Raw genomic sequence first — 17,774 nt, forward strand, 5'->3', positions numbered from 1 at the left:
CATTCTGTGCAGAAAACGCAACGGTGTCAGCGTAGACCGGTTGCCGCGGTCAGAGCTCGTCGGACAGCTCCAACCACGCGTGCTCAGCAGCCTCTTTCGCAGCAACGACCTCGCGAAGCTCGCTGTCGAGTTCACTGATTCGTGTGTAGTCGGTTGCGTGTTCTGACAGCGCAACGTGCAGCGCGCTCTCGCGGGTATCGAGCTTGGCGATTTCGCGCTCGAGCCGGGACAGTTCCTTTCGCGCGGCACGGGAATCGACTTTGCGGGCACGCTGTGCAGCGGCCTCCGCTGCGGAGACCGGATTTGTACCACCCGAACCGGTGGCGGCGGGGCCGGTGAGGGAGGTGCTGGCGTTCTCGGCGGCGATGGCTTCGGCTCGCCGTTTCAGATACTCGTCTATACCTCCCGGCAATGCTTTGACCGAGCCATCACCCAGAAGGGCGACGGTCGAGTCAGTCACCCGCTCGATGAGGTACCGGTCGTGGCTGACCACGATCAGCGTGCCGACCCATGAGTCGAGCAAATCTTCCAGCGCAGCAAGGGTGTCGGTATCGAGATCGTTGGTCGGCTCGTCCAGCAGCAGCACGTTGGGCTGAGTGAGCAACAGCCGTAATAGCTGCAGCCGGCGCTTCTCCCCGCCCGAGAGATCGGCGACGGGCGTCCACTGGCGATCGTTGGCGAAGCCGAAGCTCTCGGCCAGCTGACTGGCGGAAAGCTCCACACCGTTGAGCTCGGCGGTCGTACGAACCTCCGTCACGGCCTCGATCACCCTTAAATTGGCAGGTAATTCGGTGACGTTCTGGGAGAGATGCCCAGCGCGAACGGTTTGCCCGATAACAACTTTTCCGCTGTCTGGCTGCAGTTCCCCGGCCAGCAGGCGAAGCAGGTGGGTCTTGCCGGATCCGTTGACGCCGATTATTCCGATCCGATCACCTGGACCGACGTGCCATTCGACGTTGTCCAGCAAGACCTTTTGCTGTTCACCGGCGCCGACCGTCAGTGACACGTCCTCGACGTCGTACACACTGCGCCCAAGTCTCTTCGCCGCGAGTGCCTTCAACTGCGTGGTACTGCGTGGCGGTGGCACGTCGGCGATGAGGGCTTCGGCGGCGTCGATCCGGAACTGCGGTTTCGATGTCCGGGCCGGTGGCCCGCGACGGAGCCAGGCCAGCTCTTTGCGCAACAGGTTCTGCCGTCTGGCCTCGCTCGCGCTGGCCTGTCGGTCCCGCTCGGCCCTGGCCAGAATGTAGGCGGCGTAACCACCGTCGAAGCTGCGAACGCCACCGTCGATGACTTCCCACGTCCGGGTGCAGACCTCGTCGAGAAACCAGCGGTCGTGGGTGACCGCGAGCAGAGCGCCGCGACGCCGGTTGAGGTAGCCGGCCAGCCAGGTCACACCTTCGATGTCGAGATGGTTGGTCGGCTCGTCCAGCACCAGCAGGTCCGCGTCGGTGACCAGCGCTGCCGCGAGGGAAACTCGGCGCCGTTCGCCGCCGGAGAGTCGATCGACCTGAGTGTCGAGGCCCAGCGTCGCCAGCCCGAGGCCGGTGAGCACCTCTCGCACGGCGGCGTCACCGGCCCAGGTGTGCTCAGCGGCATCACCGACAACGGTCTCGCGAACGCTCGACCCCGCGATGAGAGTCCCGGCCTGGTCGACCACCGCAATCCGCGCGCCACCGGTCTGGGTCACGCGGCCCGAATCCGGCGGCTCAGCCGCCGTGATCATGTTCAGCAGGGTCGACTTTCCGCCGCCGTTGCGACCGACCACTCCGATCCGGTCGGCATGGCTCACCCCGAGTGACACGCCCGAGAGCACGACCGTGGTGCCGTAGCCCTTGGAAACGTTCTCCAAGTTCACCAGATTCGCCAAGCTAAGCCATCTCCTGATTGCTGTGATCTCGCTGAATTTGCTCTGACGGCCGTTCCCGTTCGTTCAGACGGCTACGGGCTGGCAAGCACCCGCGCGCCATGAACGTTCCCGACGACGGGAATGGCAAGGCGGCAGGTTGCTGATGCCTTCAGCTCCGTTGCGATGGCCGCTGCGGCGATCCGGTTTGGAGCGAGAAAGGCACACGTAGGGCCTGAACCCGAAACCAGGCCCGCCAGGGCGCCAGCCTCGGTTCCTGCCTTCAAGGTACGGCTTAGTTGAGGCGCCAGCGCCAGCGCGGCCGGTTGCAGGTCGTTGATCAACAGCTCGCCGAGCGCACCGTAATCGCCGGCGACGAGTGCGGCGAGCAGCGGAGCAACCTCCCCCGCAGAGGTAGCTGCGGTCGTCCTCTCGGAACCAGCCGCACGCTGTCTGTCTAGTTCGCGGTACACCGCAGGGGTGCTGAGACCGGCTGAGGCAGCCGCAAGGACCCAATGAAACTCGTGCGGAGTGTCAATAGGCCTCAGCCGCTCGCCGCGGCCGGTGCCGAGGGCCGTCCGACCGTGCAGTGCGAAGGTCACATCGCTACCGAGTTCGGCCGCCAACAGGTCCAGCTCGGCCTCGTCGATGTCGAGCTTCCAGAGCTCCTTGCACGCTAGTAACGCACCGGCGGCATCAGCAGAGCCGCCCGCCAGCCCGGCCGCCACAGGTATCGCCTTGGAGACACTCAAGGCAACTCCGGCCCTAGACCCGCGCCGGTGCTTGGCTAACAGGTCGGCTGCCCGCCAGGCCAGATTGCGCTCATCCGCAGGCACACCGGCGGCCTCCGGGCCAGACAGCGACAAGCCGATCGCCGGACCGGGGGTGCCAGCTGACGCTGTGATGTCGTCATAGAGGCCGACGGCCTGAAAAACAGTGGTCAGCTCGTGAAAGCCGTCAGGACGAAGCGGGCCGACTCCGAGGTGCAGATTGATCTTTGCCGGAACGCGGACGTGGACGTGATCACCGCCGAGCTTGTCGCTGGGTTCGTCGCTGACTGTTCCGTCCACCACTCCGGCGATATTAGTGCGTGCGCGCACCCCCGATTTCACCCAACGGCGGTTTGGCTTGTAGTCTTGACGGGTTGCCTCGGCGAGGGAGCGCGCGCCTTACCAGCAGATTCAGTACCTGAGTTTGCCGGTACGCGAGCGGGCTTCGTGATCGACGCGGTGTTTGCCGGTATCGAATCGGTCGACTCTGCCGTCGGTCGCGTGCCGTGGCGACGCCGTGCAGATGTTCCGCTAAAAGCAACAGCCATTCGTCGTTGAGTAACCAGGAGTGCCGCCGTGCCCGAAATTCGCCTTGCCGCCGAGACCCGCACCGAGTTCGGCAAGGGTGGTGCCCGTCGCACCCGCCGCGCCGGCAAGATCCCGGCCGTCATCTACGGCCACGGAGCAGACCCACGCCACGTTTCCCTTCCGGCGCGCGAATTCAGCCTTGCCATCAAGCGAAACGGCGCAAACGTGCTACTGACGCTCTCGGTCGACGGCAAGGACGAACTCGCCCTCCCCAAGGCCATTCAGCGTCACCCGATCAAGGGCGACTACGAGCACGTCGACCTGATCGCCGTACGCAGTGGCGAGAAGGTCACCGTCGAGGTTCCGCTGGTGTTGCAGGGTGACATCGCCCCCGGTGGCCTCCTCGCTCAGGACCACACGACGGTCGCTGTCGAAGCTGAAGCCACCCACCTGCCGACCGAAATCGTTGTGGTGATCGAGGGCCTCGAGGTTGGCGTCGTCATCAACGCCGGCGATCTGGTCCTGCCTGAGGGCAGCGTGCTGGTGACCGACGCGGACGCTCTCATCCTGCAGGTCAATGGTGCTCCGACCGCCGAAGACATCGAAGAAGACATCGCCGCTGGCGCTACCGAGTTGGGCATCGTGGAAGACAAGCCCGCCGAGAGCGCCGACGCCGAGTAGCGCACTTCCAACCCCCGGACACGGCTTGAGCGGAGCTGGGCAATGCCTGACGATCGGTATCTCGTCGTCGGGCTCGGCAATCCTGGCCCGCGCTATGCCGCTACCCGTCACAATGCGGGTTTCTTCGTTGCCGACGACCTGGCTGCGCGGGTGGGCGGCCAGTTCAAGGCTCCCAAGGCGCTCAGCGGGCGCGCGGACATACTCGAGGGCCGACTAGCAGGTCACCCGGTCGTCATCGCCAAACCGAAGTCGTTCATGAACGAGTCGGGTGGTCCGATCGCGACGGTAAGCCGGTTCTACAAGATCGAGGTCGAAAACATCATCGTCGTTCACGACGAGCTCGATCTGCCCTTCGGCGCTCTTCGACTCAAGCGCGGCGGCGGCGAAGGCGGGCACAACGGCCTCAAATCGACCAGCGCCTCGCTCGGTTCCAAGGAATACGCGCGCGTCCGCTTCGGTATCGGGCGGCCTCCGGGGCGGCAGGATCCCGCTGAGTACGTACTGCGCGAGTTCTCCGCTGCCGAACGAAAGGAGCTGGCCTTTCTCGTCGACCGCGCAGCCGACTCGGTGGAGGCAATCCTTTCGGCTGGGCTCGAGGGTGCCCAGAACACCTTCAACGCTTGAGCGTTTCAGTTCGCCCCATCGGGTGGTGCTGCGGTATACCTATGTGACGAAAGACCGCACGGGGGTACGTCCACAGCCGTAAGACTGGAAGGTCAGTATGCCTCGCAGACCACAATTTCTGGCTGGATTGCTCGCCTTGGCCGTGGCCGCCACCGCAGTTGGTGTCACGGTCTTCCTGCACGTCAAACCTGCTGCAGCCGCGGGTGAAGCCACCGCGAATCAGGTACTGACGGTTCAGACGGCAAGCCCGACAGCGACAACAGCCAAGATCGACCTGTGGCAGCGCAATTCGATCGGTCAATTCGTCCATATCTGGGGCTCAGCACCGGGCTTCGTTGGCGAACTCGGAGTCGGCAGGACCGCCGACAACATCGCGCGAACCCCCGCCGGCGTCTTCACGCTGACTCAGGCGTTCGGCAACCAGCCGAACCGTGGAACCAGGTTGCCTTACTTCCTGGCCGGGCCGAGCGACTGGTGGAATGGCGAAGACAATTCGCCGGCCTACAACACGCACGTGCGGCAGGCAGCGTCACCGGGGCCGAACAGTGAAAACCTGTACAGGGCAGGGGTCGTGTACTCGCGCGCCGTCGTGATCAACTACAACACTTCACCTGTGGTCAAGGGTGCCGGCTCGGCCTTCTTCCTGCACGTGTCCAACGGTCAGCCCACCGCCGGCTGTGTCTCGATGCCTGCCAACCTGCTCGACCAGGTGATGTATCTGCTTGATCCGAAACAGCATCCGGTGATCAGCATCGGTGTTGGTGCTGCCGCGACCACGCTGATCACGAGGACCAACAACGGGGTGGCAACCAAGCGAAACCCGTTCGGCTCGCTCGACTCGGTGACACCGACGGGTGGACGTGTCGCACGCGTCGTGGGTTGGGCGGCTGATCCCGATAACCTCAACGCGCGCCTGACTGTCAAGATCTACATCGACAACCTCGGCTACGGGGCATACGCCACAGGTGTTCCCCGTCCGGATGTGGTTCGGACTCGCCATACCGGGCCGAATCCCGGGTATTCACAGCTGATCACGCTGAAACCGGGCGCTCATCAGGTTTGCACCTATGCGGTCAACATCGGCATCGGCAACGCCAACTCCCGCCTCGGGTGCAAGTACATCACGGTGCGGTGAAGGCTTGAGCGTTGTAAACCAACCGTGCCGACTCACCGCTGGAGCAACGTTTCAGCCGGTGTTGCGGAGGCCGGCGGCGACGCCGTTGATGGTGAGCAAGAGCGCCCGGTTCAACGCAGCCTGTTGCGTGGTCGCTGCGCTGGCGTCGTTCTGGGTGGCGCCGTCGGTAATGCCGCGAACCCGGGCCAGCAGGTCGACCTGAGCGTAAGAGATCGGGTCGAGGTAGGCATCGCGCACGCCCAATGTCCTTTGCAAACCAGGCTGGTTGTCCAGCAGCTCATGCTCGCCGGTTAGCTTGAGAACCTCGGTCATCGTCCGGTCGTGTTCGGCCCTGACCTCGTCGAAGAGCCGGCGCAGCTGCTTGGGGACCAAGGTTGCGACGTAGTGTTCTGAGATGTCGAGATCGGTCTTGGCCAAGGTCATCTCGACGTTGGAGATGAAGGTACGGAAGAAATGCCATTCGCCGTGCATCTCGGCCAGGGCCTCGCCCATGCCCGCCTCGCGTGCCGCCTGCAGCCCGGACCCGACGCCGAACCAGCCCGGGACGATCTGGCGTGACTGCGTCCAGCCGAATACCCAGGGAATCGCACGCAATCCTGAGATTCCGCCACCCGAGTCGGGACGGCGCGATGGCCGGGAGCCGATGTTGAGCGAACCGAGTTGTTCCACTGGCGTCGACGTCAGAAAGTACTCTGGCAACCCAGGGTCATCAACGAAGCGGCGGTAGGTCGCGAACGCGGCGTCGCTCACCACGTCCATCGTGCGATCCCAGGTGGCAAGCTGTTCCGGGCCTTGCCGCGCGGTGACGTGCAACGCCGAAGCCTGTAGCACGGCTGCGACCGTCAGTTCGAGATTCTCCCGCGCCAGCGCGGGTAACGAGTATTTGTCACTGATCACCTCACCCTGCTCGGTGAACTTGATCTCGCCGGCGAGCACCCCCCACGGTTGCGCCAGGATCGAGTCGTAGGTGGGGCCACCGCCTCGGCCCACAGTGCCGCCCCGGCCGTGAAACAGCCGGAGCCGAACACCGTGGCGCGCCGCCACATCGCGGAGTGTGCGCTGGGTTTTGTGGATCTCCCATTGCGACGTGGTGATGCCGGCATCCTTGTTGGAATCGGAGTAGCCGAGCATGACTTCCTGCACGTCGCCTCGAAGGCGCACGATGAGACGATAGGTCGGGTCGGAAAGAAGATCGTCCAGTACCTGACCGCTCTTACGAAGCTCGTCGACGGTTTCGAGGAGCGGGACAAAGCCAATCCGAGCTATCGGAGCGGCACCGTGCACGTCGATCAGGCCCGCCTCGCGAGCCAGTACGACCGCAGCGAACACATCATCGGCGCCCATCGTCATCGATACGATGTAACTCTCGATCACCTCGGAACCGTAGGTGTCCAAAGCCTCGCGAATCTCGGTGAAAACTGCGAACGTCTTTGCTCCGTCGGCGTCCAGCGGGGGCGGCGTCTGGGCCAGCGGCCGTCGCGAGGCGAGTTCTTTGGAAAGTAGCTTTGCTCGATAGTCGCGGGGTAGATCGGCATAGAGCCAGGTTTGCTCGACGAGTCGGTCGACGAGTTGGCCGACGGCATGGTGATGAGCCTCGGCATGTTCGCGAATGTCCAACGTGGCCAAGTGCAACCCGTAGACAGAGATGGTGCGCTGAGCGCGTGCCAGCACACCGTCGGCCACGAGGCCACCGGCGTTCGCTCGTAGCGATTCAGCCAGCAGATCCAGTTCGGAGAGTAACTCTGCCCGGCCGAGATAGTCCCGCCCCGCAACGTGGCTGCTGCCGCCGTCGACTCGTCGTTGGGTGTTGACAATCTTCTGTCGAATACAGGAAAGCTTTAGCCGGTATGGCTCTGTGGCGTTGACCGTGATCACCCGCGGGTCCAGGTCCACCAGGGCGGCAAGATCGATGGCGATCGAATCGAGGAGCTGTTCTGAGACCCCGACGACTGAGCTCGAGGACGACAGTTCGGCGATCAACGTGTCGATTGCGCTCAGCGCGCAGCGGACTGCGACGTGATGGTGCATGCGCAACACCTCGCGGGTGACGTCCGCGGTGACATTCGGGTTGCCGTCCCGGTCGCCGCCGATCCATGATCCGAACGTCAGCGGACGTGCATCGGTCGGCAGGGTGGCGCCACGCTGGGTAAGTTCGGCCGCCAGATCGACGGTCATTCCCGGCAGCGTCTCCTCGATCAGCTCCTGCAGGTAGTACACCGCGTTGCGCGCTTCATCCACGGGCGTCGGACGGTGCTGTCGTAGCTCGTCGGTCTGCCAGATCAAGTCGATGATCTCTGCAAGGTCACGGTCCTGGCGAACGCGGGCGGACGAGTTGGACTGGGTGTTGACCGCGAGCACGTCAGCGAGGCGTCGCAGCTTGGTGAGAATCGATCGCCGGCTAGCCTCCGTCGGATGTGCTGTGAAGACCGGGCGCACTGCCAGCGAGGCGACAGCGTCCGCCAGCCCGGCGGCGCCGTATTTCTCCGCGACGGCCTCGACCGAGGTCGCCAGCCAGCCCTCCGCTGCGGGGCGCACAGCCAGGGCGCGGACCCGATGGACCTGCTCAGCGACGTTGGCCAGATGGAAGTAGGCCGAGAACGCGCGGACGAGCGCGGCGACGGTATCGGTGGCCAGGCCGGCGAGTAGCGCCCGGACTTCAGCACGGGCAGCGTCGCGTTCGCTCGCCTGCGATGCGTCCTTGCTCTGTTTGGTGAGGGCGCGGACCTGTTCGACGAGATCCAGCAGCTCCTGGCCGTGTTGGCGGACCAGCGTGTCGCCCAATAGCTCGCCGACTCGACGGACATCGCGGCGCAGCGCGGTGTCGTCGTCGGGCTGCGAGTCGGGCGTGTCGAGGAGTGTGGGTTCGGTCACCCCGCAATCCTCCCTCATGTCCGCATAGTGGGATGAGCGCCGTTGTTTCAGTGCTGTTAAGTCGCTTTCGTGACTCTCCGGAAACGCGCTGTCACGCTCTGGTGAGCGAACACGAAGCGATCGAATATCTAGGAAAAATAAGGGAACTTAGCGCTTCCCAAACACCCACCTCACCCGCTATAAACGTAGCTGTCAGAGCATCGGTTGTATCTGGAAGACCTCAACGGCCTCCCTCTTGTAGGACCGAACGTTCTAACGGGGGAACGGCGCGGAAACGACCTTTCGATCGGTATCCACGCGGTTGAGAGCACTTCAGACAGGCACGAAGGTCGCCGATTTCGATCAGCGACTGCAACGGGGAGTACCGGCGAGGACAGTTGTCCCACCGGTAAACGGGGGACACGTCGCACGAGTTCGCTCGCGCGGCGAAAACGGGGGAATTATGTTCACGGGGGGCCTTCGGGCCACCGCAGCGAAGGTCGAAGATGCGCCCGGCTCAACCATGAGCGCACCTTCGCCTTCGGCTCCGGTGGACCACAGCACATCGACATCATCTCCAAGCCTCGGCAGCGATTCGGGCTTGACTCGCTTCGAACCGACGTCGCTGGTTCGCGTGCCGGTCACCGCGCCGCTGCCGATAGCCGAACCGACGCCGGCCGTAACGCCGGCGCGACCGTTGCGCGATCCGGTTGACGCACCGATCGGTAAGAAGGCCAAGGCCAGTTGGGTCCACCGTTACCAGGTCGGGTTGGTCTTGCTTGATGTGCTCGCTGCGGTGATCGCGATCAGCGCATCGTTCGCACTTCGCTTCGAGGGCGCGGCCGGTGGCCGCTACGATGCGGTGCTGGCCATCACGCTGCCCTTCGTGTGGGTCGCCCTGATCGGCATGAATCGCGCCTACGAGGGTCGATTCGTCGGCGTCGGTTCGGCCGAATTTCAGCGAATCTTCCATGCCTTCCTGCACATCACGGCTCTGGTCGCCTTCACGTCGTTCGTGACGAGGGCTGACATCGCTCGTGGCTTCGTCCTGGTGGCGCTGCCGCTCGCGTTGGCCCTTGATCTTTCTTTCCGTTTCATGGCCCGCAAGTGGCTGCACAAGCAGCGTTCACATGGCCGGGCCATGACCGCGGTGCTCGCTGTGGGCGACCCGAACGCAATCTCGGAATTCACCACGTTGCTGCGCCGCGATCAATACGCCGGCATGCGCGTTGTCGGCGCGTGCGTTCCATCGGAGCTGGTACTGGACCCGTTCACCATTCAGACTCTGGACGAGCTCGAAGTCCCGTTGCTCGGCGATATCGACTCCATCCGCAGCGCGGTCAACCTCAGCTCCACCGACACGGTGGCCGTTGTGTCTTCGGGCATGATCGGTTCGGAGAAGCTGCGGTGGATCTCGTGGCAGCTTGAAGGTAGCTCGACGGACCTCGTCGTCTCACCGGGTCTGATCGAGGTCGCGGGGCCCCGCCTGCACATTCAGCCGGTTGCCGGTCTGCCCTTGCTGCACGTGGAAGAACCCGAGTTCACGGGCTTCCGTCGGGTGCTCAAGAGCGGCTTCGACCGCACGGTCGCAGGCGCGGCGCTGCTGTTCCTCTCACCGATCTTCTTCGGTCTGGTGTTGATGATCCGGTTGACCAGCTCCGGGCCAGCCCTGTTCAAGCAGACCCGCGTCGGTCACAACGGCCGCACGTTCACCATGATCAAGTTCCGCTCGATGTACGTCGATGCCGAAGCCCGACTGGCCGAACTCACCAGCCAGAGCCAGCACGGCGATGGCGTTCTGTTCAAGATGCGCAACGATCCGCGCGTTACCAAGGTCGGGCGTTTGCTGCGCAAGTTCTCGCTGGACGAGCTGCCACAGCTGATCAACGTCGTCAACGGCAGCATGTCTCTGGTTGGCCCGCGGCCGCCGTTACCTCGCGAGGTCGCGCGATACGAAGACCACGTGCACCGCCGCTTGCTGGTCAAGCCCGGTCTGACTGGCCTCTGGCAGATCAGCGGACGCAGCGAGCTGGCGTGGGACGAGTCGGTTCGACTTGACCTTCGCTACGTCGAGAACTGGTCCATCGCAGGTGACCTGCAAATCCTGTGGAAGACCGTGTTCACGGTCGTACGAGGTACCGGAGCCTACTGAGCAACCGCTACTGAGCAACATTGAAAACCCAAGGAGATGTCGTGCAGTCAGTCCAGTTCGGACGGACGCAGCTCAGCCTTGGAAATGACCCGGCCGCCCCTGTCCACCCAGCCGGCCGGACGAGCCGGATTGCCGATCACCAGCTGGTGGTCGGCAACCGGCTTCGTCACTACCGCGCCCGCGCCGACCAGGCAGTAGTTGCCGAGCGCGTTGCCACAGATCACGGTGGCGTTCGCGCCGATCGACGCGCCGATGCCAACCAAGGTCGGCGTCAGATCCCACTCACCGCTCGCCCGCGGATTCAGATCATTGGTGAACACAGCGGCGGGGCCTACGAAACAATCGTCGGACAGCGTGACGCCTTCATAGACCGAGACATTGTTCTGGATCTTCACGCGATCGCCGATGTGGACGTCCACGTCGACGAAAACGTTGGCGCCGATGTTGCAGTCGTTGCCGATTACCGCGCCCGCGCGAACATGGGCATTGCGCCAGACTCGAGTACCGGCGCCGATAGTGACGCCGGGCTCAATTTCGGCACTCGGATGTATCTGCGCAGCCGGGTCGATCTCTGTGCTGCTGTGAGCGTTGCTGTCGGGGATCATCGTTCTGCCTCCACTCGGGTGTGGCCCGATCGTAGAGTGCGCGCATTTTCTGATGACAACATACCGTTAGTGACGGCTCGATTACACGCTGTAGATAATCGGGTTTCGCTCGATCAAATAAGGCGAAAACTGGTCCAAATAGGGGTCGGTTTGGGCTTGGTTATATGTTCGGTTCGCGTTAAGCTTTCACCACTGTGCGGAGCGCGCGGTGTGGTTGTAACGGGGGAGCAACTCTGATGGGTGTCATTCAGCTTGGTGTCCGCGCGCACAGACGACCATCACGTTCGTTGGTGTTGATCGTTGTTGCGGCGCTGGTGGCTGCGTTGTTCGTCGTTACGGTCACAGCACCGAAGGCTGCGGCGGCGTCCTCGCCCTGTGGGCCGACCGTCAACCCGGTGGCCTGCGAGAACTCGCAGACCGCAGGCGTGACCGATCAATCGCAGTGGGACATCGATGGCGCCGGCGACGACGACATCCAGGGATTCTCCACGGACATCAGCGTCAACGCGGGCGGCTCGATCGGCTTCAAGATCGACACCACTTTGACGTACAACATCGATGTGTACCGCTTGGGCTACTACGGCGGTGCGGGAGCCAGGCTGTGGGCCAGCAACGTCGCTCACGTCGCGCCCAAGCACCAGCCCGCTTGCCTCACCGACCCGTCAACACTCCTGTATGACTGCGGCAACTGGTCGCTTTCCGGTACCTGGAACGTCCCCTCGAATGCCGTGTCTGGCGTGTACATCGCGCGCCTGACCGCTACGAACGGCGATGCCAGCCACATCACCTTCGTCGTCCGCAACGACGCGAGCACGTCAGACATCGTTTACCAGACGTCTGATGAGACGTGGCAGGCCTACAACATGTACGGCGGATCAGACTTCTACCAAGGCACCGACCAGCTGACCGCATCCCAGGCTCGCGCCTTCAAGATCAGCTACAACCGTCCGTTTGCCACTCGCGGTTCCAACGACGGCCGGGACTTCCTGTTCAGCAACGAGTACCCGACGATCCGGTTCATGGAGCAGAACGGTTATGACGTCAGCTACATCTCCGGCATCGACACCGATCGCTTTGGCGCCACCCAGCTGACTCACCACAAGGTCTTCATGTCAGTCGGCCACGATGAGTACTGGACGCAGCAGCAGCGGATGAACGTCGAGAACGCCCGCGACGCCGGCGTCAGCCTCATGTTCCTGTCTGGCAATGAGGTCTATTGGCGTACGCGGTTCGAACCCAGTATCGATGGCAGCAATACAAATTATCGAACGTTGGTTTGCTACAAAGAAACCTGGGACGACTCTCCGACAGATCCGACCGGTGCCTCGACATCCACCTTCCGAGATCCGCGGTTTGCTACCGGAGTCGCTGGTGGTTACCCGGAGAACGCCCTAACCGGAACGATGTTCATGTCGAACTCCGACGACCTGGCAATCCAGGTTTCCGGCGCTGAGGGCAAGTTGCGGTTGTGGCGAAACACCGCACTTGGTTCGGTCGCGAACACCGCCAAGACCACGCTCGCTCCGCACACCATCGGCTACGAGTCCGACGAGGATATCGACAACGGCTACCGTCCGGCCGGACTGATTGACCTATCGACCACAACTGGGTCGACGCCTCAGTACCTGACGGACTTCGGCAGCACAGTGGTGCCGGGCACGACGACTCATCACCTCACGCTGTACCGCGCTGCAAGCGGCGCGTTGGTATTCGGCGCGGGAACGATTCAATGGGGCTGGGGCCTGAGCCAGGACCACGACGGTGACAACTCGAACCCGGCTGACAGCCGGATGCAGCAGGCCACGATCAACATGCTGGCCGACATGCACGCACTCCCGACGACTCTGATGCCGGGCATGGTTGCAGCCACGGCGTCCACCGATACCCAAGCGCCGACCTCCACGATTACATCGCCTGCGGCAGGTGCGAGCATCGCCAACGGCGCGACGGTCACCGTTACCGGCACCTCGGTTGACAATGGCGGCGGCATAGTGGCCGGCGTCGAGGTTTCGGTCGATGGCGGTAACAGGTGGCACCCTGCGACGGGCACGACCTCGTGGAGCTACACCGGAGTTCTACACGGCACCGGCACCGGCAACATCCGGGTACGGGCAACCGACGACAGCGCGAACACCGAGACGCCGAAGTTGGCCTCGGCCACTTCTAACTGCCCGTGCTCGCTCTTCGGCACAGCGGTCCCCAAGACCGTCGATGCAGGCGATACCTCGGGAGTCGAGCTGGGAGTGCGCTTCAACTCTGACACCGATGGCTACATCTCGGGCGTTCGTTTCTACAAGGCCGCTGGTAACACCGGCACCCACATCGGCTCGCTCTGGACCTCATCCGGATCGCTGCTCGCGACCGGCACGTTCACCAGTGAAACTGCCACCGGGTGGCAGACGCTGCAGTTCGCCTCACCGGTCGCGGTAACGGCGAACACGACCTACGTGGCCAGCTACTACGCGCCGAACGGTCACTACTCGGCCGATGGATCGTTCTTCTACTACAAGAACTACAACGCCGCGCCCCTGCATGCTGGGACAACTCTGCCCGATGGCAGCTCCGTCAACGGTGTGTTCGCCGGCAGCCACGGCTTCCCGTCCGACACCTTCAAGGCCGGCAACTACTACGTCGACGTCTCTTTCTCGGCCAGTAGCGCCGTGCCGCCGTCAGTGATCGGCCAGACGCCGACACCAGGAGCGTCCAGCATCTCGACCGCGGTCAAGCCGACCGCGACCTTCTCGAAGGCGATGAATGCGACGACCATCGCCTTCAGCGTTAAGGATCCTTCGAACAACACGGTGGCGGGAGCGGTCAGCTACGACGCGACAGCCAAGGTTGCGACATTCACACCGTCGGCTGCTCTTGCCGACGGCACCTTGTACACCGTGACGGTGACCGGTAACGACACCAACGGCAATCCGCTACCGGCGCCCGTGACTTGGAACTTCCGTACCGCATATGCCGGCCAGACCGGCGGGGGATGTCCGTGCTCTTTGTTCCCTGATTCGGCTGTGCCGACGACGGTTACGGTCAACGACACCGGATCCGTTGAGCTCGGTATCAAGTTCTCATCTGACACCGATGGTCTCGTGACCGGTGTGCGCTTCTACAAGGGCCCACAGAACACCGGCATCCACACGGGGACTCTGTGGTCCTCGACAGGCACGCAGCTCGCGACCGCGACGTTCGCCGGAGAATCGTCGAGCGGCTGGCAGACCGTGACCTTTGCCTCTCCTGTCGCGATCACAGCTGGGACGACCTACATCGTGTCGTACCACGCGAGTGTGGGCTTCTACTCGGCGACGAATGGTGCTTACGCCACCTCTGGCATCGACAACTTCCCGCTTCAGACGCCGGCGCACGCCAGTGTGTACAACTATGCGACCGGCTTCCCAACGCAGGGCTCGGATGCTGACTATGGTGTCGACGTCGTATTCACCGTGCCGGCAAGCACTGTGCCGTCGGTAACCTCGTCGAGCCCGGCCGATGGCGATTCTGCAATAGGCACCTCGTCGGTGATCACGGCGAACTTCAACACCGCAGTGATCAGCGGAACGCCGACGGTGACGCTAACTCCTCAAGGCGGCGCTGCCGGTTCCGGCACCACTACGCTTGATGCCGCGCACCAGGTGCTCACCTTTACCCCGGCTGCTGCCCTGGCTGCTGGGACGAACTACACCTTGTCCATCTCCGGTGCTCGCACGCTAGCTGGCACCCCGATGGCCTCGCCGACAACGATCCAGTTCAGCACAGGCGGTGGCTCGAGCTGCCCGTGTCGGCTCTTCGCCTCGAATGACACGCCCGCAGCGGCAGATTCCGGCGACGCGTCGGCCCTTTCGGTCGGAACGCAGATCGTGCCTGCAACGTCGGGCTATATAACGGGCGTCCGCTTCTACAAGGCGGGATCGAACGTAGGCAGCCACACGGGCTCGCTGTGGAACTCAAGCGGGACACGGCTGGCCACGGTGACGTTCACGAACGAGACCGCCAGCGGCTGGCAGCAGGCGAACTTCAGCCAGCCCGTTGCCGTGACCGGTGGGGCTACGTACGTAGTTAGCTATTACGCGCCGAATGGTCACTACTCGGCCTCGCCGCACTACTTCGACAGCACGTACACCACCGCGCAGCTAAGTGTTCCCGGTCCTGGCAACGGTGTTTACCGCTACGGCGGCGATGCATTCCCCGCCGATAGCTATAACAACACCAACTACTGGGTCGACGCGGTGTTCGCCACGACCGTCGGCAGCGACACTACGGCTCCGTCAGTTACTTCGGCCTCGCCGATCAACGGCGCCACCAGCGTGCCGACCGCTGCGGCGCCCGCCGCCACCTTCACGGAGCCTCTGGACGCATCGTCGGTGGCCCTGACGGTGAAGGATGCCGCGAACAACCCGGTGCCTGGAGCCACGAGCTACGACGCGACGTCTAAGACAGTGACCTTCACGCCGTCTGCGGCGTTGAGCAACGCGGTCAAGTACACCGCGTCTGTCTCAGCGAGTGATACCAGTGGCAACGCGATGGCCGCTCCGTACACCTGGTCGTTTACCTCCGCGCAGCCGGCACCGAATCCGGGTGTGTGCCCCTGCAGTGTGTGGAACGACGCCACTACGCCTGGCGCGATCTCGGATCCAGATACTCGGGCGATCGAGCTCGGCGTTGCCTTCAGCGCCGACACGACCGGACAGGTAACGGGCCTGAGTTTCTACAAGGGTCCGAACAACGTGGGCACCCACACGGGAACCCTGTGGAATGCCGCGGGACAGCAGATCGCCACCGCGACCTTCGGCGCCGAATCCACCCAGGGCTGGCAGACCGTTACCTTTGCCAACCCGGTGTTCATTGCCGCCAACACGACCTACATCGTGTCGTATCACACGACGACCGGTGCGTTCTCCTCGAACGACGTGTACTTCAGCAGCCACGGCGTTGACAACTCGCCGTTGCACATTGCCACGCACGCTGGCCGTTATCTCTATGGAAACAGCGCCTTCCCGACAACCGTGTCCGATACCAACTACTGGGTGCAGCCGGTGTTCAACATCGCCGCGCCAGATACAACGGCACCGGTGATCTCCGCCGTGGCAGCAGCACCTTCAACGGCGTCGGCGACGATCAGCTGGACGACGGACGAAGCGGCGACTACCCAGGTCGACTACGGCACTTCACCGACCGCACTCACGTCGAATGCGACGATCGCAGGGTTCGCCACCAGTCATTCGGTGAACCTCACCGGACTGGCGTCAGCGACCACGTACTACTACCGGGTCACCTCAGCGGACACCTCCGGCAACTCGACGACCGCTCCCGCGGCCACCGACCCGGCGGCAAGCTTCACGATCGCTGACACGACCGCGCCGGTGATCGCGACCGTCACAGCTGCCCAGGCGTCGGCGACTTCGGCGACGATAGCGTGGACGACGAACGAAGCGTCCACAAGCCGGGTTGACTACGGCACGTCCGCAACGAGCCTGAACTTGAACACCACCGTGGCCGGTCTCGCTACCACCCACTCGGTGACGCTCAGCGGGTTGGCGGTTAACACCCGCTACTACTACCGTGTCACCTCTGCCGACGCCTCCGGAAACTCGGCGACTTCGCCGGCCTCGCCAGCCGCAGCGGCTACGTACGCGCCTGCGGTTGCACCACTCACGGATAGCACCACGGCTAACTTCGCGGCCGGAACCGTGGCCTCGACGTACGCGAGTTCAGACGCCGATGGCGGGGTCGTGCTCGCGCCGACCACGGTGGCGGAATTCACTGGCACCACGCTGCCGACCGGATGGGCCTCTACCGCGACGGCGACCGGCGGCACCTCGGTTGTCGCCGGAGGTACGGTCACGATAAAGGGCGCGAACCTGGCCACTACGGCCACGTACTCGAGCTCGAAGTCGCTCGAGGCACAAGCCACGCTGAACAAGGGCGACAGCATCGGATGGGCCGCAAGTGCAACGTCGACAACGAAGTTCGCGTTCAGCGTGAACGCCTCGAACCAGTTGGTCGCATCGGTGAACGATGGCTTGGTCAACAACGCGAGTTCAGTTGTCGTCGCAGCCTGGACGGTGGCTCCGCACAAGTTCCGAATCGAGTGGAGCGCCAGCTCGGTAACCTTCTACCTCGATGATGTGTCCAAGTACACCCATGCAGTCTCGGCTCTGCTCACTTCGAGCATGCGCCCGGTGTTGTCGGACACGACCGTGGCAGATGCCGCGCTCAGCGTCGATTGGGTTCGGGTTGGCCCGTACACGGCGAGCGGAACCTTCACCTCGCGAGTGCTGGATGCCTCGGCTTCGGTTGCATGGGACGGCTTGACCTGGGATGCGACCGTGCCGACCGGCACCACGCTGGTGGTCAAGGTTCGTACGGGTAACACCGCGACACCGGACGGAACGTGGAGCGCCTACGCCACTATTGCGGCTTCGGGTGGTCTCGTGAGCAAGACCAGTCGCTACCTTCAGTACCAACTCACCCTCACATCAACGGGCACCAGGTACGTGACGCCGACGATCCGCTCGGTACAGGCTGCATTCCACATCTAGGCACAACCAGCGTTCTTTGCGGCGCAGAGGGTAGTGGTCGCTGC

9 protein-coding genes are annotated in these 17,774 nt (G+C 63.5%); 5 read left to right on the forward strand and 4 right to left on the reverse strand.

Going from position 1 to position 17,774, the window contains the following annotated elements:
* Positions 1 to 49: 49 nt before the first annotated feature.
* Complete coding sequence (locus tag ACSMXN_RS03855) at positions 50 to 1,870, reverse strand: ABC-F family ATP-binding cassette domain-containing protein (RefSeq protein WP_022915231.1); 1,821 nt, start codon at positions 1,868 to 1,870, stop codon at positions 50 to 52.
* A 71-nt stretch (positions 1,871 to 1,941) separates the two neighbouring features.
* Positions 1,942 to 2,916 (reverse strand): 4-(cytidine 5'-diphospho)-2-C-methyl-D-erythritol kinase, encoded by a 975-nt coding sequence (locus ACSMXN_RS03860; RefSeq protein ID WP_051149050.1) that lies wholly within the window; start codon positions 2,914 to 2,916, stop codon positions 1,942 to 1,944.
* A gap of 276 nt (positions 2,917 to 3,192) precedes the next feature.
* On the opposite strand from ACSMXN_RS03860, the gene ACSMXN_RS03865 reads away from it, so the two are divergent.
* The 3 genes from ACSMXN_RS03865 (at position 3,193) to ACSMXN_RS03875 (ending at position 5,584) form a co-directional block, all read left to right on the forward strand.
* The gene (locus ACSMXN_RS03865; protein WP_022915233.1) at positions 3,193 to 3,825 is read left to right on the forward strand and encodes a 50S ribosomal protein L25/general stress protein Ctc; all 633 of its coding nucleotides are present in this window, start codon (positions 3,193 to 3,195) and stop codon (positions 3,823 to 3,825) included.
* 42 nt (positions 3,826 to 3,867) lie between these two features.
* A complete protein-coding gene (gene pth / locus ACSMXN_RS03870) occupies positions 3,868 to 4,449 on the forward strand; it encodes an aminoacyl-tRNA hydrolase (protein ID WP_022915234.1) in 582 nt (193 codons plus the stop codon).
* A gap of 97 nt (positions 4,450 to 4,546) precedes the next feature.
* Positions 4,547 to 5,584 carry a L,D-transpeptidase family protein gene (locus ACSMXN_RS03875; RefSeq protein WP_155958534.1) on the forward strand — a complete coding sequence of 346 codons (1,038 nt, stop codon included), beginning with the start codon at positions 4,547 to 4,549 and terminating at the stop codon, positions 5,582 to 5,584.
* 51 nt (positions 5,585 to 5,635) lie between these two features.
* Here ACSMXN_RS03875 and ppc read toward each other — a convergent pair whose 3' ends face one another.
* Positions 5,636 to 8,473 (reverse strand): phosphoenolpyruvate carboxylase, encoded by a 2,838-nt coding sequence (gene ppc / locus ACSMXN_RS03880; protein WP_035944621.1) that lies wholly within the window; start codon positions 8,471 to 8,473, stop codon positions 5,636 to 5,638.
* 562 nt (positions 8,474 to 9,035) lie between these two features.
* Between ppc and ACSMXN_RS03885 the strand changes: the two genes are divergently transcribed.
* Complete coding sequence (locus tag ACSMXN_RS03885; protein ID WP_196811430.1) at positions 9,036 to 10,586, forward strand: sugar transferase; 1,551 nt, start codon at positions 9,036 to 9,038, stop codon at positions 10,584 to 10,586.
* Positions 10,587 to 10,633: 47 nt separating this feature from the next.
* On the opposite strand, the gene ACSMXN_RS03890 is transcribed toward ACSMXN_RS03885, so the two are convergent.
* Complete coding sequence (locus tag ACSMXN_RS03890; RefSeq protein ID WP_022915238.1) at positions 10,634 to 11,191, reverse strand: N-acetyltransferase; 558 nt, start codon at positions 11,189 to 11,191, stop codon at positions 10,634 to 10,636.
* A 236-nt stretch (positions 11,192 to 11,427) separates the two neighbouring features.
* Here ACSMXN_RS03890 and ACSMXN_RS03895 point away from each other — a divergent pair, with 236 nt between their 5' ends.
* Positions 11,428 to 17,730: a DUF4082 domain-containing protein gene (locus tag ACSMXN_RS03895; protein ID WP_081649325.1), complete on the forward strand. Its 6,303-nt coding sequence runs from the start codon at positions 11,428 to 11,430 to the stop codon at positions 17,728 to 17,730.
* Positions 17,731 to 17,774 lie beyond the last annotated feature (44 nt).

This window comes from Parajatrophihabitans canadensis (assembly GCF_053764775.1).

Coding starts and splice junctions, on each gene's coding strand:
- ACSMXN_RS03890 (WP_022915238.1), bottom strand. CDS start 11,191: ATGATCCCCGACAGCAACGCTCACAGCAGCACAGAGATCGACCCGGCT.
- pth (WP_022915234.1), top strand. CDS start 3,868: ATGCCTGACGATCGGTATCTCGTCGTCGGGCTCGGCAATCCTGGCCCG.
- ppc (WP_035944621.1), bottom strand. CDS start 8,473: ATGAGGGAGGATTGCGGGGTGACCGAACCCACACTCCTCGACACGCCC.
- ACSMXN_RS03875 (WP_155958534.1), top strand. CDS start 4,547: ATGCCTCGCAGACCACAATTTCTGGCTGGATTGCTCGCCTTGGCCGTG.
- ACSMXN_RS03895 (WP_081649325.1), top strand. CDS start 11,428: ATGGGTGTCATTCAGCTTGGTGTCCGCGCGCACAGACGACCATCACGT.